Origin of the sequence: Fictibacillus sp. B-59209 (assembly GCF_036216745.1) — a bacterium.
Classification (GTDB): Bacteria; Bacillota; Bacilli; order Bacillales; family Fictibacillaceae; genus Fictibacillus_C; species Fictibacillus_C marinisediminis.
This window is the reverse complement of the sequence record NZ_JARMMC010000018.1, coordinates 121,887-139,730: the sequence shown is the minus strand read 5'-3', so window position 1 is coordinate 139,730 and position 17,844 is coordinate 121,887. Positions and strand designations below refer to the sequence as shown.

Genomic DNA, 17,844 nt, shown 5'->3' with positions numbered 1-17,844 from the left:
AAGAACTTAGAAGTTAGGTGAAAGCATGGCACAATACACACCCATGATCCAGCAATATTTAAAAATAAAATCGGCTCACCGTGACGCTTTTTTATTTTTCAGGCTCGGTGATTTTTATGAAATGTTTTTTGAGGATGCGACAAGAGCATCCCAGCTGCTTGAAATTACACTGACGAGCAGGGAAGGCGGAACTTCTGAACGCATACCGATGTGCGGGGTACCTCACCATTCCGCTGCCAATTATATTAAACAGCTCGTTGAGTCCGGCCACAAGGTGGCAATCTGCGAGCAGGTAGAAGACCCTAAATCCGCAAAAGGGGTCGTGAAGCGGGAAGTCATCCAGATCATTACTCCAGGAACCGTGATGGACCATAACCTGCTTAAAGAAACCGAGAATAATTTTATTGCAGCCGTTTCATATAACGATGAAGAATACAGCATCGTACTGAACGATCTTTCTACCGGGGAATTAAAAGGATACGTTTATAAAGGTGATACATCTATGCTCATACAGGAGCTTCAGGCCATGCATGCAAGAGAAGTCATCATGTCGTCTGAACTTTATGAACAGATTGCTGAAATTGTTCGAATGAGATATCAGATCGTCAGTTCCATTCAGGACCAGAGTGAGGTGCCAGATCCTTTTCAGCATTTAGTCCAAGAAAACGAAAGAAAGCTGCTGAAGAAAGCATGCGGACGTCTCTTTCATTATTTGCTCCATACACAAAAACGATCATTGGAGCATCTGCAGCCTTTAAGCATCCAGCATATTAACGAATTCATGAAGCTCGACAGCTTTTCCAAGCGGAATCTGGAGCTTGTTGAAACAAACCGTTCAAAAGGAAAAAAAGGATCACTTCTATGGCTCCTCGACCGGACAGTGACTGGTATGGGAAGCAGAAGACTGAAACAATGGATTGAGCAGCCTCTTCTCGTCCCTGCGCTGATTGAACAGCGGCTGAATGTTGTGGAAGAGCTGATCAAGGAATTTTTTGTGCGCGAGGAACTGCGTGACAAATTAAAAAGGGTGTATGATCTGGAAAGGCTGGCGGGTAAAGTTTCGTTTGGCAATATTACAGCCCGTGACCTCATCCAATTAAAACAGACACTGGGAAGCGTACCGGGCATCAAACAGACCCTCTCTCAGTTATCCAACCCGTACAGCAGAGATCTGGCAGACAAGATGGACAGCCATGAAGAACTGTATCACTATCTTGAGAGCTCTCTGCATGACGATCCTCCTCTTTCTATAAAAGAAGGCGGACTGATCAAGGATGGGTATCATGACGAACTTGATACATACCGGGATGCCAGTGTGAACGGTAAAGCATGGATCGCGTCGCTTGAACAAAGAGAAAGAAGCGAGACCGGCATAAAATCGTTAAAGATCGGTTATAACCGGATTTTTGGCTATTATATTGAAGTTACCCGCTCGAACCTTTCTCTGATCCCCGAGGGTCGCTATGAAAGAAAGCAGACACTGGCTAACGCCGAACGGTTTGTAACCCCTGAACTTAAAGAAAAAGAAAGGCTAATCCTAGAGGCTGAGGAAAAAATGGTCTCGCTCGAATACGAGCTGTTTTTGCAGGTAAGGGAGCATGTGAAGAGCTATATTCAATCGCTGCAGCAACTGGCTAAGCAGCTCAGCGAGATCGACGTACTTCAGGCATTTGCTGTGGTCAGTGAGGAACAAAGGTATGTGAAGCCTGTCATCTCTTCTGATAACCGCGTGGCTATTGCTAACGGCCGTCATCCCGTCGTGGAAAAGGTGATGGATGCCCAGGAGTATGTTCCAAATGATATCTATTTGAATAATGAGCGGTCGATGCTTCTGATCACAGGTCCGAACATGGCCGGTAAGAGCACATACATGCGGCAGCTTGCACTCACTTCTGTCATGATGCAGATTGGCTGTTTCGTGCCGGCAGATGATGCAGAACTTCCGCTTTTTGATCAGATCTTTACCCGAATTGGAGCCGCGGATGACCTTGTCGGCGGGCAGAGTACATTTATGGTTGAGATGCTTGAAACAAGGTATGCCTTAAATAAAGCAACGGACCAAAGTCTGATTTTGCTCGATGAAATCGGGAGGGGAACATCTACTTATGACGGAATGGCGCTCGCTCAGTCCATCGTAGAGTTTATTCATGACCATATCGGAGCAAAGACGCTCTTTTCGACGCATTATCATGAGTTAACGGTCCTGGAGACGCAGCTCAGCTCGTTGAAAAATGTTTATGTATCAGCGATTGAAGAACAAGGAAGGCTTGTGTTTCTTCATAAGGTGATCGACGGACAAGCTGACAAGAGCTTTGGGATACATGTTGCACAGCTTGCAGAGCTTCCGTCAGCAGTAATCGAGAGGGCTAAGTTCATTTTAGAGGAATTTGAATCGGACGAGCGTTCTCCAAAAAAGGCAGCGAACGAGGCCGATACCCAGCTGAGTCTATTTATAGAAGAAAATGCTGCAGACAACATATCAAAAAGGAAACATGAAAAATCGGAGGTGGAAGAGTTTCTGAAAACAATGAACCTCTTGGAAATGACACCACTGGATGCAATGAACGCTCTGTTTCATCTGCAAAAAAAAGTGAAATAAAGGAGACGATCAAGTGGGAAAGATAATCCAACTGGACGATCACCTATCCAATAAAATCGCTGCCGGCGAGGTAGTAGAACGGCCGGCCTCTGTGGTCAAGGAACTTGTTGAGAATTCGATCGATGCTCATTCCAGCCGAATCGAGATCGAGCTTGAAGAGGGGGGCCTGTCTTTAATTCGGATCATTGATAATGGAGACGGGATCGAACCTGATGATTGTCAATTGGCATTCAGCCGGCATGCAACGAGTAAAATAAAAGAAGAGCAGGATCTGTTTCAAATCCGAACAATGGGTTTTCGGGGGGAGGCGCTCCCCTCGATCGCTTCGGTTTCCCAGATGGAAATGAAAACAGGGACAGGCTCAGGCCCGGGTACTGCTCTGACGATCATGAACGGGCAGATTCAATCCGTATCTTCAACAAATTCCAGAAAAGGCACCGATATCACAGTCCGCCACCTGTTTTACAATACACCTGCAAGATTGAAGCACATGAAGACGATCAACACCGAGCTCGGCAATATAACTGACGTCATCAACCGGCTGGCACTGGGCCATCCTGAAATCTCTTTCCGGCTCAGGCATAATGGACGGGATCTATTAAACACAAACGGAAGCGGAAACGTGCTCAATGTCATCGCTGCTGTGTATGGAATGAGTGTGGCAAGGAATATGGTTCCTGTAACTGCCAGGTCCCTCGATTATGAAATTGAAGGATACATCTCAAAGCCTGAGATTACGAGAGCATCAAGAAATTACGTTTCATTGTTCATGAACGGAAGATATATCAAGAATTACGCGGTCCAGCGTGCCGTTCAGCAGGCGTTCCATACGCTTCTTCCCATCGGCAGATACCCGCTTGTCGTCCTGTCGATCACGATGGATCCATCTATCATCGATGTGAATGTCCATCCATCAAAACTGGAAGCAAGGCTGAGCAAGGAGCCGGAACTCAACTCTTTAGTGGAAGAAGAAGTAAGGAACGTGCTGCGGAAGCTGAGGCTGATTCCCGAACCTTCGTCTTCACTTGCTGTAAGGAAACTGGAGAAAGACCGTTCAGAACAAAGTACCTTCACGTTTGATCATGGAACGCAGCCATCACAGCGTACTGAGAAGAAAGCTATGGAAAATGTGATGGATGATCATAAGAAGATAATGCCTCCAACTGAAAAAATCTCTGCGGAACCTATGTTTACTGAGAGGATTTTAGAGGAGGAAACAGAGCTTCCAGATCAAATAAAAGAGAACCAGCATCTTATGGAGGATGAGCCGTTTTCTCTGAATCCGGCGCTTGCTCCCGAAAGTAAGGAACTCCCGGAAGAGGATTCCAGCAAAGTACCTGTAATGTATCCGATCGGCCAGATGCATGGCACATATATCATCGCTCAAAATGAAGAGGGCATGTATTTGATCGATCAGCATGCAGCACAGGAACGAATTAAATACGAATTCTTCAGAGAAAAGGTAGGACAGGTAGCTTCAGAGCTTCAGGAGCTGTTTGTTCCTATTACATTCCAGTTTACAAATAAGGAAGCCTTAATCATTAATGAAAATCTTGAAGTACTGGAAAAGGTAGGGGTCTTTCTCGAGCCGTTCGGCCAAACAACGTATATCGTGAAAGCACATCCTCAATGGTTTCCAGCAGGGCATGAGAAAGAAAGCATCGAAGAAATCATAGAACAGGTATTGGCAGAAAAGCAGGCTGATATCAAAAAGTTAAGAGAAAAAGCCGCCATTATGATGTCGTGCAAAGGATCGATTAAAGCTAACCATCATTTGCGCAGCGATGAGATCTTCATGCTGCTTGAAACACTTAGAAAAAGCGAAGATCCTTACACCTGCCCCCATGGCCGGCCGATCATCGTCCATTTTTCGACGTATGAGATGGAAAAGATGTTTAAAAGAGTTATGTGATCGTAAAAACGGTGTCCTTTTAGAAGGCCGCCGTTTTTTATTCCTTCCCTTTTTGGATTTTTCCTCATGTTCGCGTTATGATAAAGATATCAATTGAAAAATAAAACAAACGGTATGATAGGAGTTTTTATGAAAGAAAGATTATTCGTGATTGTCGGTCCGACGGCTGTCGGCAAAACGAAAACAGGTATCGAACTCGCCAAAGCGTTTGATGGTGAGATCATCAGCGGTGATTCCATGCAGATCTATCGCAGTATGGACATAGGCACAGCAAAAATCTCAAAAGAGGAAATGGAAGGAATTCCTCATCATCTGATTGATATTAAAGATCCTTGTGATTCATTTTCAGCAGCTGAGTTTCAGGAGCTGGCCAGGACAAGCATTTCTGATATTAACAAAAGAGGAAAAGTACCGATTATCGTTGGCGGTACCGGATTATATATCCGTTCGGTCACACATCAGTATGAATTCTCATCGGCTCCCGGGGATGAAGGCTACCGCCAGGAACTGGAGGAGCTTGCAAGGGAGAAAGGCGAGGTGCATGTTCATGCTCTCCTCGAAAAGAACGACCCTAAAAGTGCAGAAAAAATTCACCCTAATAATATAAGAAGAGTGATCCGGGCTCTTGAAATCTATCATAGCACTGGCAAGACGATGTCTGATACGCTCGCCGAACAGCAAACACACGAGGAATCACCGTACGAACTTGTTTTGATTGGATTATCGATGGATCGTGAACTTCTGTATGAGCGGATCAATCAGAGGGTGGATGAGATGGTAGCATCAGGATTGGTGGAAGAGGCCCATCGTTTATATTCAGAGGGAGTGCGTGATTGCCAATCCGTCCAAGCCATCGGGTATAAAGAAATTTACGAGTATCTTGAGGGCAGGCTGACGTTGGATGAAGCGGTCGAACTACTTAAGCGGAACTCCAGGCGATATGCCAAGCGGCAGTATACCTGGTTCAGAAATCAGATGGACATCGAATGGTTTGATATGTCCTCACAAAACTTTTATGATAATTTTAAAGAAATCAGATTATTTGTAGAAGGAAAATTAAAGAACCTGTCGAATGATTATTCTAATGGCTAATGAGGAGGACTGTATACATGAAGCAAGCGATCAATATCCAGGATCAGTATTTAAACCAATTACGACGTGAAAACATCTATGTGACTGTATATTTACTGAATGGCTTTCAACTAAAAGGACTGGTGAAAGGGTTCGATAATTTTACGGTCATCCTGGAATCAGATGGGAAGCAGCACTTAATATACAAGCATGCCATCTCAACTTTTACGCCTCATCGTCCGGTCGAGCTGCCGGCTGAAAATTAATACATAGGTTTGTTGGGAAGTAAAAGAAAAACCTTGCTGGGTTCACTCAGCAAGGTTTTTCTCTTTTGTCTTCGAAACGGATTGCAGATATTTATAATAACGTTCGAGGCTTAAAGAGGACTTGAACCCAAATTTTTCTTTGATCTGTTCGGGTTCTTTCTCCGTTTGAAGTTCACGAAGGATGCAAGTTCGTCTCATGTGCTGTGCGGAGATGCCTTTTCGCAACCCAGACCTTTTGACTTCGAGACGGATCATTTTTTGTACAGCGATCTCAGTCAGCGGTTTGGGTGAATTGGTCTTGTAGACCCAGCGGTAGGTTCCACGCTGGTAATCAAAGGCGGCAAAGAACGAATCATTGGAATACCAGGCAGGACGAACTGCAGCAGGGATCGTTTCGTAATAAGAATAAAGAAACGCTTGATCCTCTCGTTCTATCTTTATTTTTCGGGGGAGGCTCGTTTCAGAAGGTACTTGTATGATTCCCTTTGTAAAATTGATGTGTCTCATCTTCAAGGATGTCAATTCAAGTAATGTCAGGCCATAACGAGAAAGAAGAATGACGATGGAAAGGTTGCGGCTGATCAGAAGATGCCGGTATTTTTGTTGGTTCTCCGTCAGTCCTTCATACGATTTAATGACCTCAAAGAGTTTGTCCAATTCCTCGGAAGAAATAAAGTCATCATCTGTAAATTCAGTTTCCTCCCCAATCCCAAGATCCACTCCGTTTACCGGATTGTAGGCAAGTTTGCCTATCGTAATCTGAAACTGTACAAGCTGTTTTAACACCGTCAATACCCGGCGCAATGTTCGAAGCGAATAATTTCTTTCATGTATCAAAAAGTCAAAATAGGACTGATAGTCTTCTGTTCGCAGAGATTGGAATACAGAAAAGCTGTCCTCCTCTTTAACGACTCTCATCCACGCTAAAAAGTCGTTCAGATCGTAAAAATAGCGCCTGATGGTACTTTCCTGTCTGCCTTTCTTCTCCAAGGTCTCTAAATACACTGCCGAATAGCTGGGCAAGGAATCGATTAGCGGGAACATGGGTTACCTCCGTTTGGCGTTTTTGTTTAATTATACCAACTTCCACGTAGTGAAGCACTTTTAAATCCAAATGAATATTTGGACCGTTAAGTTTGAACACTAACCTTATCGATGATAAAAAGAGAGGGTTATTTCCATGAAACGATATGTACTGGCTGCAGCGGCTGTACTTTGGATATCCGGCTGTTCGCAGAACGAACTGGATCTCGATAAAGATAAGAGCTATAAAGCTCCTACGAAAGTCAACATGAAGAACTTGCCCAACTCCCAGAATGATGCCCCGAACGTAAATGAAAAAAATTATGAATCAAAAAATGCGAAAGAAATTTCGGATTTGGCAGAGACGGTACCTGGGGTCAAAAATGCAGATGTAATTGTGAGCGGGATTTATACGTTGGTAGGCATCACACCGGATCATCACCTTACAAAGGGAAAAAGTGATCATCTGAGGTTGAGGGTTTATCAAACCATTAAAGGAAATGAACATGGAAAGAACGCAGCCATCACGACCGCCCCTTCCTTGATCAGGGAAATGAGGGCGATTCAAAGAAAGATCGACGCAGGTGACAATCTTAATACGGATGATGTTTATAATAAATTAGGAATACTGATTGGTAAAATTACACCAGTTTCAAATCAGGCGAAACGGAATTATCAGAAAGACCTCGACCGGACGAAGCAAAATAATATGGGCAGGCAGATCTACGAATAGATTATTTCCCGGATAAGCGCAGGAACTGACAAAAAACCGCTTGATTATTGGATATCTGCAGATCGTTCGAAAACACAGAACCTAAAAAAACCACCCATTATCGAATGAGTGGTTTTTTGCGTTATTTATGCCTGAGCTTCGAGCGTCAGATCGTTTTCATCATTATTTTTCGTTACTTGCGGTTTGAACTTGCCGGCAAGGTAACTTGCGATCGTGATTGTAACGATGGAGTAGAGTGCATGTACAAAGCCGACCATTAAGGTTGCAGAAATAACAATAATAAAGTCGGTCAGAAATAATGTTTTCCCGCGGTTGATTGAAAGATGCTGATCCATATAGACAGCCAAAATGTGAATGCCGCCAAGTGATGCACCATTGTTTAACACGAGCACGACTCCTGTTCCGATAATCAGTCCTGATGCAATCGCAATGAGAAGAGGATGCATTCCAGGCGAGGGAGCAATCTTAAGAAATTCATTGATCAATGAAATCAGCGAGATACAGAGAAGTGTATACACCGAAAAGGAAATCCCCAGCCTTTTTACAGATAAAATAAAGAAAGGGAGATTGATCACGAAAAACCAGACACCCCATGAAATACCGGTCGAGAAGGTCAGCAGGGTGGAAATCCCTGCTGTTCCACCAAATGTCAGGTGGGAAACGGTAAGAAGTTTAGTTCCGAGAGCAGTTAAGAACAGCCCCATAAGAACTAAAAGGGCTTTTTTCAAAAAATACATATTCATCGTTCCTTTTTTATGCAGCTATTTTCAAGAATAAGGCAGCAAGAAAAAATAGTCAATACATAATTTTGATTAAATATACATTTAATATTCTGAAAATATGATTTATTAGACGATTTAGATAACTTAATTTGAATAAATATTCATATAGATTAATGAAGATTAATATTTCAACCCGAGAGTAAGCCCGTATAATTGAAACTTTCGAGAATACATTAGAATGAGGGCTAAACGATAGGCATTTGTCACCATAAATAATGTCATGAGTATAATAATCCTAGACAGCTAAAGAGAGGTGAATCTCTTGCATGATTCCATGACATTTAAAAAGAAGACGCAAATTAATATTATTCTGAACCAAAATAATGAAAGAGATCGTGTTGAAGTAGAAGCGAGTCCTTCTGCGAAAGAAAGACAGCTTGAAAAGCACCTTCCATTAAAGAAGATGGAGCAGGAAATGTCATCGCTCGTTGGAATGGAAGAGTTAAAAGGCTTTATTAAAGAAATTTATGCCTGGCTTTATGTGAATAAATGCAGAGCGGAACAAGGACTGAAAGTGGAAAAACAAGTACTTCATATGATGTTTAAAGGAAATCCAGGCACCGGGAAAACGACGGTTGCACGGATGCTCGGAAACCTTTTTCATGAGATGAATGTTTTGTCAAAAGGACATCTGATTGAAGTAGAGCGAGCGGATCTTGTGGGGGAATATATCGGCCACACTGCGCAAAAAACACGAGAGCTCCTAAAGAAGGCTATGGGGGGCATCCTTTTTATTGATGAAGCCTATTCACTGGCACGCGGCGGAGAAAAAGATTTTGGGAAAGAAGCCATTGATACGCTTGTAAAAGCAATGGAGGATCAGCAGCATGATTTTATTCTTATCCTTGCGGGGTATTCGGGGGAAATGGACCGTTTTCTTAAATTGAATCCAGGTCTGCCGTCAAGATTTCCCATTATGGTTTCCTTTCCCGACTATTCCGTCGATGAACTTATGGAAATCTCAAGAAAGATGGTAGCTGAGCGGCAATATATCATGGCGAAAGATTCAGAATGGAAGCTCCGGCAGCATCTTCAGCGGGTATGTGCAGCTGGAGAGAAATCCTTCAGCAACGGCAGATATATCCGGAACATCATTGAAAAAGCCGTCAGGAAACAATCAGTCCGTTTACTGAGAGAAGAGAGGACAGATAAGAAATCATTGATGAGTCTGAACGCTGATGACCTTCATCTGGAAGAAAAACATGGAATTTGATATGATAGCTATATAATGAATAGGAAAGCAGGTAGGTTATTTGGAAGAAATCAAGCATTCTCATCTAGAGAAAGCCATCCTCGTTGGCTGCCAGTTACCAGGGCAAACCGACGAGCGATTTTTTTATTCAATGGAAGAGCTGGAGTCGCTGACAAAAACGGCTCAGGGACAAGCTATCGTTTCTGTCACCCAGAAGCGGGAGCGGTATGATTCTGCTACATTTATAGGCAAAGGTAAAATTGAAGAGATACTGGCACTCGTAGAGGAATTGGAGCCGGATCTGATTATTTTTAATGACGAACTGACACCTGCACAGAACAGAAATCTCTCCCGCTTTTTTGACGCAAGGATCATTGACCGAACTCAGCTCATCCTTGATATTTTTGCAACACGCGCACGGTCAAGAGAAGGAAAACTTCAGGTTGAACTTGCACAGCTGCAATATATTCTTCCTAGGCTGGCGGGTATCGGGGTTTCTTTGTCACGACTTGGTGCAGGTATTGGTACAAGAGGCCCAGGGGAAACCAAACTTGAAAAAGACAGAAGGCACATCCGTTCCAGGATCACTGAGATTAAACGCCAGCTCGAAGATATCGTCAGCCATCGTGGACGGTACAGAGAAAGAAGAAAAGAAAATCAGGTGATCCAGGCAGCGCTGGTCGGCTATACGAATGCAGGCAAGTCTACCATTTTCAATGGGCTAACCTCTGCAGACAGCTATGAAGAAAATTTACTGTTTGCCACATTGGATCCGCTGACAAGAAAAATGAGGCTGCCAGCAGGTCTCCAGGTGCTTGTGACAGATACGGTCGGCTTTATTCAAGACCTTCCCACATCCCTGATTGCCGCATTTCGATCAACGCTTGAAGAGGTAAAGGAAGCAGACGTTCTCATCCATGTCATTGACGGCTCAAGCGAAGACCGTGATCAGCATGAATCCACAGTGCTTTCCATTTTGAAGGATCTTGACGCTGCCTCCATCCCGATGATTACAGTCTACAATAAAAAAGATCAGTTTAAAGAAGGTTTCATACCCGCAACAGCTTCCTTCTCCATCTCGGCTTTTCAACAAGAGGATCTGCTTCTTTTAAAAGATGTGATTGAAACCGAAGTGAAGAAGCAGCTGGAATACTATCATATTTTTGTTCCGGCAGCAGAAGGAAGAAAGCTGTCGATGCTGAAAAACAGCACCATCCTGCTGGAACAGGTTTTCATTGAAGATACACAAAGCTACGAATGCAGAGGCTATTCCCTGCCGTCCATGAAATTACAATAAAAGGAGCACCTTATGTTTTCACAGTTTCAAAACGGAGATCGACTACAAAAATTAGCACAAGAGACGGAGAAAAAGATCCGGTCCCAGCATGACAGCATTCAACAGAGAGCTGAATTTAATCAGTTAAAAGTATTAAAAAGCTTTCGTGATCATCAGGTAAGTGATTTTCATTTTACCCCGTCAACAGGGTATGGCTATGATGATGCCGGCCGCGAAACCCTCGAAAAGGTGTATGCTCAAGTGTTTGGCGCGGAAGCAGCCCTCGTAAGGCCGCAGATCATTTCAGGAACACATGCCATTTCTCTTTCATTGTTCGGTGTGCTTCTTCCTGGTGACGAGCTGCTGTACATCACAGGAAAACCATACGATACACTTGAAGAAATCGTAGGGATACGCGGAAAAGGGACAGGGTCGCTTAAAGAGTATGGCATTACCTATTCCCATACAGACCTTTCCCCAGCGGGAAGGCCTGATTTCAACAACATCTCAAAGGCCATCAACAGCAAAACGAAAATGATCGGCATTCAGCGCTCAAAAGGTTACGCAGACAGGCCGTCATTTACTATAGAAGAAATCGGTGAAATGATTTCTTATGTGAAGGAGATCAAACAAGATGTCATCGTGTTTGTTGATAATTGCTATGGTGAATTTGTAGAAGAAAAAGAACCATGCGAAGTCGGGGCTGATCTGATCGCAGGTTCACTCATTAAAAACCCTGGAGGCGGACTCGCCAAAACAGGCGGGTATATCGCCGGCAAGAAAGAACTCGTCGAAAGGTGTTCCTATCGTTTAACTTCGCCTGGCATCGGTGCAGAAGCAGGTGCTTCCCTTTACAGTCTTCTCGAAATGTACCAAGGATTCTTTTTAGCACCTCACGTTACAGCACAGGCCTTAAAAGGTGCGGTGTTTACAGCTGCTTTTCTTGAAAGCCTGGGAATGTCAACCAATCCCTCATGGGATGCAAAACGCACAGACCTGATCCAATCCGTCAAATTAGAAGATAAAAAACGGATGATCGCTTTTTGCCAGGCGATTCAGCTCGTTTCTCCTGTGAATGCCCATGCTGTTCCTTATCCGGCATACATGCCGGGCTATGAGGATGATGTCATCATGGCAGCTGGTACATTTATACAGGGAGCAAGCATTGAACTGACAGCTGACGGACCGATCCGTCCGCCATATATTGCTTTTGTGCAGGGCGGACTGACATACGAACATGTCAAGATTGCTATACTAACCGCTGCAGACCATTTGATACAGGAGAATTTAATCTAATTTTAAAGGTGAAAATAACCGGTAGACGAATGCCGGATGTTTTTTATGTTATTTTTTCTGACATAAGGTTGACATGTGAGGTTTTGTAACATAAGATAAAAGTAGTTGGAAGGAGGGCTTATGATGATGAATGATGATACGAGAAGGAATCAACCTTTATTTCCGATCAGTATTGTTATGAAACTGACTGAATTATCTGCCCGGCAAATTCGATATTACGAAGAACATGAATTGATTCATCCGGCCCGTACCGACGGAAACCGGAGAATGTTTTCTTTCAACGATGTGGATATACTGCTGGAGATCAAAACTCTGATCGAACAGGGAGTTAACCTGGCTGGCATCAAACGAGTTTTTGAACTCAACCGACAAGCCGTTAACATACTGAAAGATGAGGTTAAGAACGAGCAAATGTCTGAAGCAGCACTGCATCGCCGTTTAAAACGGGAGCTTATGCATGCAGGGCGTCTTGGCAAAACTTCATTGATCCAAGGGGAATTATCCCGCTTTTTCCACTAATCTTAAAAAAGAATGCTGTATTCAATTACTAAGGAGGAGTAACAAGTGGCTAAATTTACTAAAGAAAACATCATGCAAATCGCTAAAGATGAAAACGTACGTTTCATTCGCCTTCAGTTTACCGATCTATTAGGTGTCATTAAAAACGTTGAAATTCCTGTAGGACAATTGGAAAAAGCATTAGACAATAAGATGATGTTTGACGGTTCTTCCATTGAAGGATTTGTTCGTATCGAAGAATCAGATATGCTTTTATATCCTGATCTAGATACATGGGTTGTTTTCCCTTGGACATCTGAAAAAGGGAAAGTAGCACGTATGATCTGTGACATCTACAATCCAGATGGCACTCCATTTTCCGGAGACCCTCGCGGAATCCTTAAAAAAGTATTAAAAGAAATGGAAGACCTTGGTTTCACTGACTTTAACATTGGGCCAGAACCGGAATTCTTCCTCTTTAAAAACGATGAAAAGGGCGAGCCTACACTTGAGCTAAACGATAAAGGCGGATATTTTGACCTTGCGCCGACTGACCTTGGCGAAAACTGCCGCCGTGACATCGTTCTAGAGCTAGAAGACATGGGCTTTGAAATCGAAGCTTCCCACCATGAAGTAGCTCCAGGACAACATGAAATCGACTTTAAATATGCAGATGCGATCACTACTTGTGATAACATCCAGACGTTTAAACTCGTTGTTAAAACCATTGCACGCAAACACGGCCTTCATGCGACGTTTATGGCAAAACCGCTATTCGGCGTGAACGGTTCCGGTATGCATGCGAACATGTCCTTGTTTAAGGATGGAGACAATTCGTTCTTTAATCCGTCCAATGAAACAGGACTAAGTGAAACAGCGATGCAGTTCCTGGCAGGGATTTTAAAGCACGCACAAGATTTTACAGCGATCACAAACCCGACAGTTAACTCATATAAGCGGTTAGTTCCTGGATATGAAGCTCCTTGTTATGTAGCGTGGTCTATGCAAAACCGCAGCCCGCTTATCCGAATTCCGGCTTCCCGCGGACTAAGCACACGTGTAGAAGTCCGTAGTGTAGACCCTACAGCAAACCCATACCTTGCGATGGCCGTATTGCTGGCTTCTGGTCTTGACGGAATCAAAAACAAGCTGCAAACTCCAGAACCGGTTGACCGCAACATCTATGTGATGGATAAAGAAGAGCGCGAAGCAGAAGGAATTAAAGATCTTCCTGCTACATTAAAAGAAGCAGTTGACCGCTTAAAGAAAAGCGAAGTGCTGATTAAAGCCCTTGGCGAACATGCGGCTGAGCACTTTGTTGAAGCGAAAGAAATCGAATGGGATATGTTCCGCACGCAGGTTCACCCTTGGGAACGCGAACAATACATGAGCATGTATTAAAACCGAAAGCCCTTGATACTATTGGTATCAGGGGTTTTTATTTTTTTGGTCCAAATAGTTATTTTTAGTATCAATTGCTCTCGACCAAAATCCGACCAAAAAATATTTCATTTTATTATATTTTTTATATACTCTTCATATTTATCCATAGTGTCTCTTTCAATCTTTTTAGAGATATGGGCATAAACATCTGATGTAATTTGAATGCTTCCATGTCCTAAACGCTCCTGAACATATTTCATATCAGCACCAGCTTCCAAAAGCAAAACAGCATGTGTATGACGTAACGAATGGATGGGTACCTTTGAAAGATCTGCGCGTTTTAAAATACGTTCAAAGGCATTGAATAAAGTTGACTTTGGCATAAAATCTCCATCATTCCGACACAACACTGAATTAAGATCATGATGGTAGATATCATTCAGGGCAATTTTATTTTGATTTTGATACTTGATGTGAAAATAAAAGTCATTTATTAAGCTATTGCTAATTGTGATGGTTCGTTTGGAATTATAAGTTTTAGGGTCACCAAATAGTTCTGAATGGTTATCTACATTAAAATCAAGAGTTTTATTAATAGAGATTAATCCCTCTTTTAAATCCAAGTCCGACCACTTCAAAGCAGCCGCTTCTCCTTTTCGCATGCCTGTTTCAATAAGCACCTTAAAAAATATCCAATATATATAGTCATATTTATAGGCTTCTTGGAGAAAACGATATATATATTCGGTCTCAATAAATCGTAAACCGGGTTCTTTTTTATAACAATCATCACAGATCAGTGGAATCGAAAAAAGATGACCCCTGTTTAATACGAGGGCACTGAAAAACTTAAGTTTTTAATTAATTATGTCACTTCATAAAAAAATAGGCACCTTCTTGAACGTTTTCGTCCTAAGAAAGTGCCTATTTTCATTTACTTTTACTATTATTTTTCTTTTAGGCTCTGTTAAAGTTTAATGTTGATAGTTAGTTCAATAAGCCCAATACACAAGATTAGAACTTCCATAAAATTGGAAGTTCTATTTTTCTGTGTAATGCCCCCGTTCGTATAAGTACATTTTATAAGGAACCTAGTGAATCCTATTCACTAAAACAGAAATACATACAATAGAGGTAAAAAAATTGGAGAATAAGGAAAAAAGATTAATATGATAGATGTCGGAGATTAGATATTTTTGTTAAAAGGGTATTGAAATATTCTGATTATTGTTTATAATGAGTTTAGTGAATCAGATTCACCAAAGAAGAAATAAATAGAAGGGAGGTTGTAAATTGGAAACGAAAAAAAATTCTCAAAGTTCATATGGCAATGTTGCGCATGCTTTAGATATATTGCTGGCGTTTAAAAATAAAAGTGAATTTACGTTAGCGGATTTGTCCGAATTTTTAAGCATTAGGAAAAGTTACTTGTTAAAAATTATGGAAAATTTAAAAGAAAAACAATTTGTTTCTCAGGATCCAAGTACAGGGAAATACCAGTTAGGTCTTGCTTGCCTTGAATTAGGCAATGCATTTGAAAATCGTTTGGATATTCGGAAAGTTACCCATTCTTCACTTGTGCAATTGTCTGAATCCACTAATGAACTCGTACACCTCGGCGTATTGGATGCGAATGTTGTAGTTCTAATGGATCGTGTGATGGCCAACGATTCCGACCTGCGATTACAATTCCATTTATCATTAACATCACCGCCCTATTCAACTTCACTAGGAAAGGTTTTATTGGCTTTCAGTGATAAAAGTAAAGTTGAGCGATACCTTTCCACCGCAGAGCTTGAACCTTATACTGCCCACACTAACGTCGATCTAGATATGTTTCGGCTGGAGTTAGCTCAAATCCGAACAAAGGGCTACTATCTATCATATGAAACCTTTGAAACTGGCATTTCATGCATTGCTGCTCCGGTATTTTCTAAAAATGGAATGATTGCCGCGGCTATTAGTATTTGTGCGCCTACTATTCGCATTATGTCAAAAGAAAAAGAGCTAGTTAAACAGCTTCTCGAAACTACTTCTACAGTATCCAAAAAATTAGGATATAACAGTCAACTCGAGCATAGAACCGTAAATTAAAAGAGACGCCTTTTCGTTTCATTGTAAGCGACCAAACTCACCTAACGAAAAGAGCGACCCATAACTTAAGTTTAACACATGATAAAAATTAACCCAACACATCCACCATGATGCACCTCGTAAAGACAAAAGATTTCTTCATACCTTTCCAAAAGCTGTTACAAGTTAGTACAGATTTTTCTTTCTAATAAAAACAGCATCTCCTGCTTCTAAGCTTTTCTACATGATGAAAAATCAAACAAGCTTTGATTCCAATTCGACCTACTCAAAATATATAGATGATAACCCAATCGTTAAAGTAATTTTTTTCGCCCATTACCAATTAATTTATCAATTGGTTAAAAGGAGGAAGGGAATATGCCTCAGGCTCAATCCGTAGTTGAAGAGGCTCAAAAACCACAAATGGCCGTCTCCAAGAAAAAAGCAAACAGGGCATTATTAGCAAGTATGATCGGCAGTTCTATTGAGTGGTTTGATTTTTTTCTATATGGATCATTGGCGTCACTTGTATTTAATAAATTGTTCTTTCCAAGCACAGATCCCAATGTCGGGTTAATGCTTTCCTATCTCTCATTCGGTCTTTCGTTTTTCATACGCCCTTTAGGAGGCATTATTTTTAGTCATATAGGTGATAAAATCGGTCGAAAAAAAACGCTGGTATTAACCTTAATGGTGATGGGTATAGCAACATTTTTGATTGGTTTGTTGCCTGATTACAACGCGATTGGTATATGGGCGCCTATTTTATTAATTACGCTTCGTTTATTCCAGGGTATTGGTATCGGTGGAGAATGGGGCGGCTCAGTATTATTAGCTGTAGAGTATTCATCAAAGAAGAACCGGGGTTTTTTTGGGAGTATTCCACAATTGGGTGTGCCCATTGGAATGCTGCTCGGAACAGTAGTTATTTCTCTGCTTAGCAACTTACCAGAGGAGCAATTTCTAACATGGGGCTGGCGTCTGCCTTTCATCTTAAGCGCGGTGTTGGTTTTAATAGGGCTCTGGATTCGAAACGGCATTGATGAAACACCTGCATTTAAAGAAGCAAAAGAAAGTGGAAGCATTGCCAAGCTTCCGATTGTTGAAACTTTTCGTTACCATAAAAGATCTATATTCATTACCATGGGTGCTAAATTTGTTGAAACAGGGCCGTATTATATATTTGCAACATTTGTAATCGCTTACACGACAGGGTACCTTGGCTATGAAACGATCACCGTTCTAAACGCGGTAGCAATTGCTAATCTAGTGACTGTCATCATGATTCCGTGCATGGGGAAACTTTCAGATAAAATCGGAAGAAAGCCTTTATACATAGGTGGAACCATCGCCATGATGATATATGCTTTTCCGTATTTTTATCTATTATCCCTTAAATCCGCATTTTGGTTAACGGTAGCAACAATTATCGCCATAGGAATCATATGGCCACCAATAGAGGCCATAATGGGAACTTTGTTTTCAGAAATCTTTAGTACGAATGTTCGTTATACGGGTGTTTCTGTAGGCAATCAATTAGGTGCTGCATTATTTGGTGGTACTGCACCTTTAATAGCGGTCGCATTACTTAATGCCTTTAATTCTTGGGTTCCTATTGCCATTTATATTATTTTCGCATGCATCGTTTCTCTTATAGCGCTTACAGTCATCCGTGAAACGAAGGATATAGACATTTAATCAAACAAACCTTGGCTTGTTAAATAAAAACATAGGCCAAAA

The 17,844-nt window shown here is 41.9% G+C and carries 14 protein-coding genes and 1 pseudogene; 12 read left to right on the top strand and 3 right to left on the bottom strand.

The annotated features are described in order from the left end of the window. Positions 1-25 precede the first annotated feature (25 nt). The 4 genes from mutS to hfq all read left to right on the top strand — a co-directional run bounded on the left by mutS (position 26) and on the right by hfq (position 5,848). Positions 26-2,599 (top strand): DNA mismatch repair protein MutS, encoded by a 2,574-nt coding sequence (mutS, locus tag P4361_RS13530; RefSeq protein ID WP_328089749.1) that lies wholly within the window; start codon positions 26-28, stop codon positions 2,597-2,599. A gap of 13 nt (positions 2,600-2,612) precedes the next feature. Further along, positions 2,613-4,511 carry a DNA mismatch repair endonuclease MutL gene (gene mutL / locus P4361_RS13525; RefSeq protein ID WP_328089748.1) on the top strand — a complete coding sequence of 633 codons (1,899 nt, stop codon included), beginning with the start codon at positions 2,613-2,615 and terminating at the stop codon, positions 4,509-4,511. A 129-nt stretch (positions 4,512-4,640) separates the two neighbouring features. Continuing rightward, positions 4,641-5,603: a tRNA (adenosine(37)-N6)-dimethylallyltransferase MiaA gene (miaA, locus tag P4361_RS13520; protein ID WP_256225813.1), complete on the top strand. Its 963-nt coding sequence runs from the start codon at positions 4,641-4,643 to the stop codon at positions 5,601-5,603. Positions 5,604-5,620: 17 nt separating this feature from the next. Further along, complete coding sequence (gene hfq, locus P4361_RS13515) at positions 5,621-5,848, top strand: RNA chaperone Hfq (RefSeq protein WP_053354414.1); 228 nt, start codon at positions 5,621-5,623, stop codon at positions 5,846-5,848. Between the two features lie 42 nt (positions 5,849-5,890). Here hfq and P4361_RS13510 read toward each other — a convergent pair whose 3' ends face one another. Next, complete coding sequence (locus P4361_RS13510; RefSeq protein WP_053354413.1) at positions 5,891-6,892, bottom strand: tyrosine-type recombinase/integrase; 1,002 nt, start codon at positions 6,890-6,892, stop codon at positions 5,891-5,893. A gap of 136 nt (positions 6,893-7,028) precedes the next feature. Here P4361_RS13510 and P4361_RS13505 point away from each other — a divergent pair, with 136 nt between their 5' ends. Beyond that, complete coding sequence (locus tag P4361_RS13505) at positions 7,029-7,604, top strand: YhcN/YlaJ family sporulation lipoprotein (RefSeq protein ID WP_062231858.1); 576 nt, start codon at positions 7,029-7,031, stop codon at positions 7,602-7,604. A 125-nt stretch (positions 7,605-7,729) separates the two neighbouring features. On the opposite strand, the gene P4361_RS13500 is transcribed toward P4361_RS13505, so the two are convergent. Continuing rightward, a complete protein-coding gene (locus tag P4361_RS13500) occupies positions 7,730-8,341 on the bottom strand; it encodes a YitT family protein (protein WP_053354411.1) in 612 nt (203 codons plus the stop codon). A 319-nt stretch (positions 8,342-8,660) separates the two neighbouring features. Here P4361_RS13500 and spoVK point away from each other — a divergent pair, with 319 nt between their 5' ends. From spoVK to glnA, 5 genes are all read left to right on the top strand, one after another. Continuing rightward, positions 8,661-9,599 carry a stage V sporulation protein K gene (gene spoVK, locus P4361_RS13495; RefSeq protein WP_328090018.1) on the top strand — a complete coding sequence of 313 codons (939 nt, stop codon included), beginning with the start codon at positions 8,661-8,663 and terminating at the stop codon, positions 9,597-9,599. 40 nt (positions 9,600-9,639) lie between these two features. Next, positions 9,640-10,875, top strand: coding sequence for a GTPase HflX (gene hflX / locus P4361_RS13490; protein ID WP_328089746.1), 1,236 nt, complete (start codon positions 9,640-9,642; stop codon positions 10,873-10,875). A 12-nt stretch (positions 10,876-10,887) separates the two neighbouring features. Then, positions 10,888-12,150, top strand: a complete 1,263-nt coding sequence (locus P4361_RS13485) for a methionine gamma-lyase family protein (protein ID WP_328089745.1) — start codon at positions 10,888-10,890, stop codon at positions 12,148-12,150. A gap of 126 nt (positions 12,151-12,276) precedes the next feature. Next, the gene (locus tag P4361_RS13480) at positions 12,277-12,669 is read left to right on the top strand and encodes a MerR family transcriptional regulator (RefSeq protein ID WP_053358269.1); all 393 of its coding nucleotides are present in this window, start codon (positions 12,277-12,279) and stop codon (positions 12,667-12,669) included. Positions 12,670-12,714: 45 nt separating this feature from the next. Further along, a complete protein-coding gene (gene glnA / locus P4361_RS13475; RefSeq protein ID WP_265407626.1) occupies positions 12,715-14,049 on the top strand; it encodes a type I glutamate--ammonia ligase in 1,335 nt (444 codons plus the stop codon). Positions 14,050-14,156: 107 nt separating this feature from the next. On the opposite strand, the pseudogene P4361_RS13470 reads toward glnA, so the two are convergent. Beyond that, positions 14,157-14,807 (bottom strand): annotated as a pseudogene (locus tag P4361_RS13470) (site-specific integrase); the annotation flags it as partial. 517 nt (positions 14,808-15,324) lie between these two features. On the opposite strand from P4361_RS13470, the gene P4361_RS13465 reads away from it, so the two are divergent. Continuing rightward, positions 15,325-16,125 (top strand): IclR family transcriptional regulator, encoded by an 801-nt coding sequence (locus P4361_RS13465; protein ID WP_328089744.1) that lies wholly within the window; start codon positions 15,325-15,327, stop codon positions 16,123-16,125. Between the two features lie 357 nt (positions 16,126-16,482). Next, positions 16,483-17,802: an MFS transporter gene (locus P4361_RS13460; RefSeq protein WP_425590262.1), complete on the top strand. Its 1,320-nt coding sequence runs from the start codon at positions 16,483-16,485 to the stop codon at positions 17,800-17,802. The last annotated feature ends 42 nt before the right edge of the window (positions 17,803-17,844 follow it).

Coding starts and splice junctions, on each gene's coding strand:
- mutS (WP_328089749.1), top strand. CDS start 26: ATGGCACAATACACACCCATGATCCAGCAATATTTAAAAATAAAATCG.
- miaA (WP_256225813.1), top strand. CDS start 4,641: ATGAAAGAAAGATTATTCGTGATTGTCGGTCCGACGGCTGTCGGCAAA.
- hfq (WP_053354414.1), top strand. CDS start 5,621: ATGAAGCAAGCGATCAATATCCAGGATCAGTATTTAAACCAATTACGA.
- P4361_RS13510 (WP_053354413.1), bottom strand. CDS start 6,892: ATGTTCCCGCTAATCGATTCCTTGCCCAGCTATTCGGCAGTGTATTTA.
- P4361_RS13505 (WP_062231858.1), top strand. CDS start 7,029: ATGAAACGATATGTACTGGCTGCAGCGGCTGTACTTTGGATATCCGGC.
- P4361_RS13500 (WP_053354411.1), bottom strand. CDS start 8,341: ATGTATTTTTTGAAAAAAGCCCTTTTAGTTCTTATGGGGCTGTTCTTA.
- spoVK (WP_328090018.1), top strand. CDS start 8,661: ATGACATTTAAAAAGAAGACGCAAATTAATATTATTCTGAACCAAAAT.
- P4361_RS13485 (WP_328089745.1), top strand. CDS start 10,888: ATGTTTTCACAGTTTCAAAACGGAGATCGACTACAAAAATTAGCACAA.
- P4361_RS13480 (WP_053358269.1), top strand. CDS start 12,277: ATGAATGATGATACGAGAAGGAATCAACCTTTATTTCCGATCAGTATT.
- P4361_RS13460 (WP_425590262.1), top strand. CDS start 16,483: ATGCCTCAGGCTCAATCCGTAGTTGAAGAGGCTCAAAAACCACAAATG.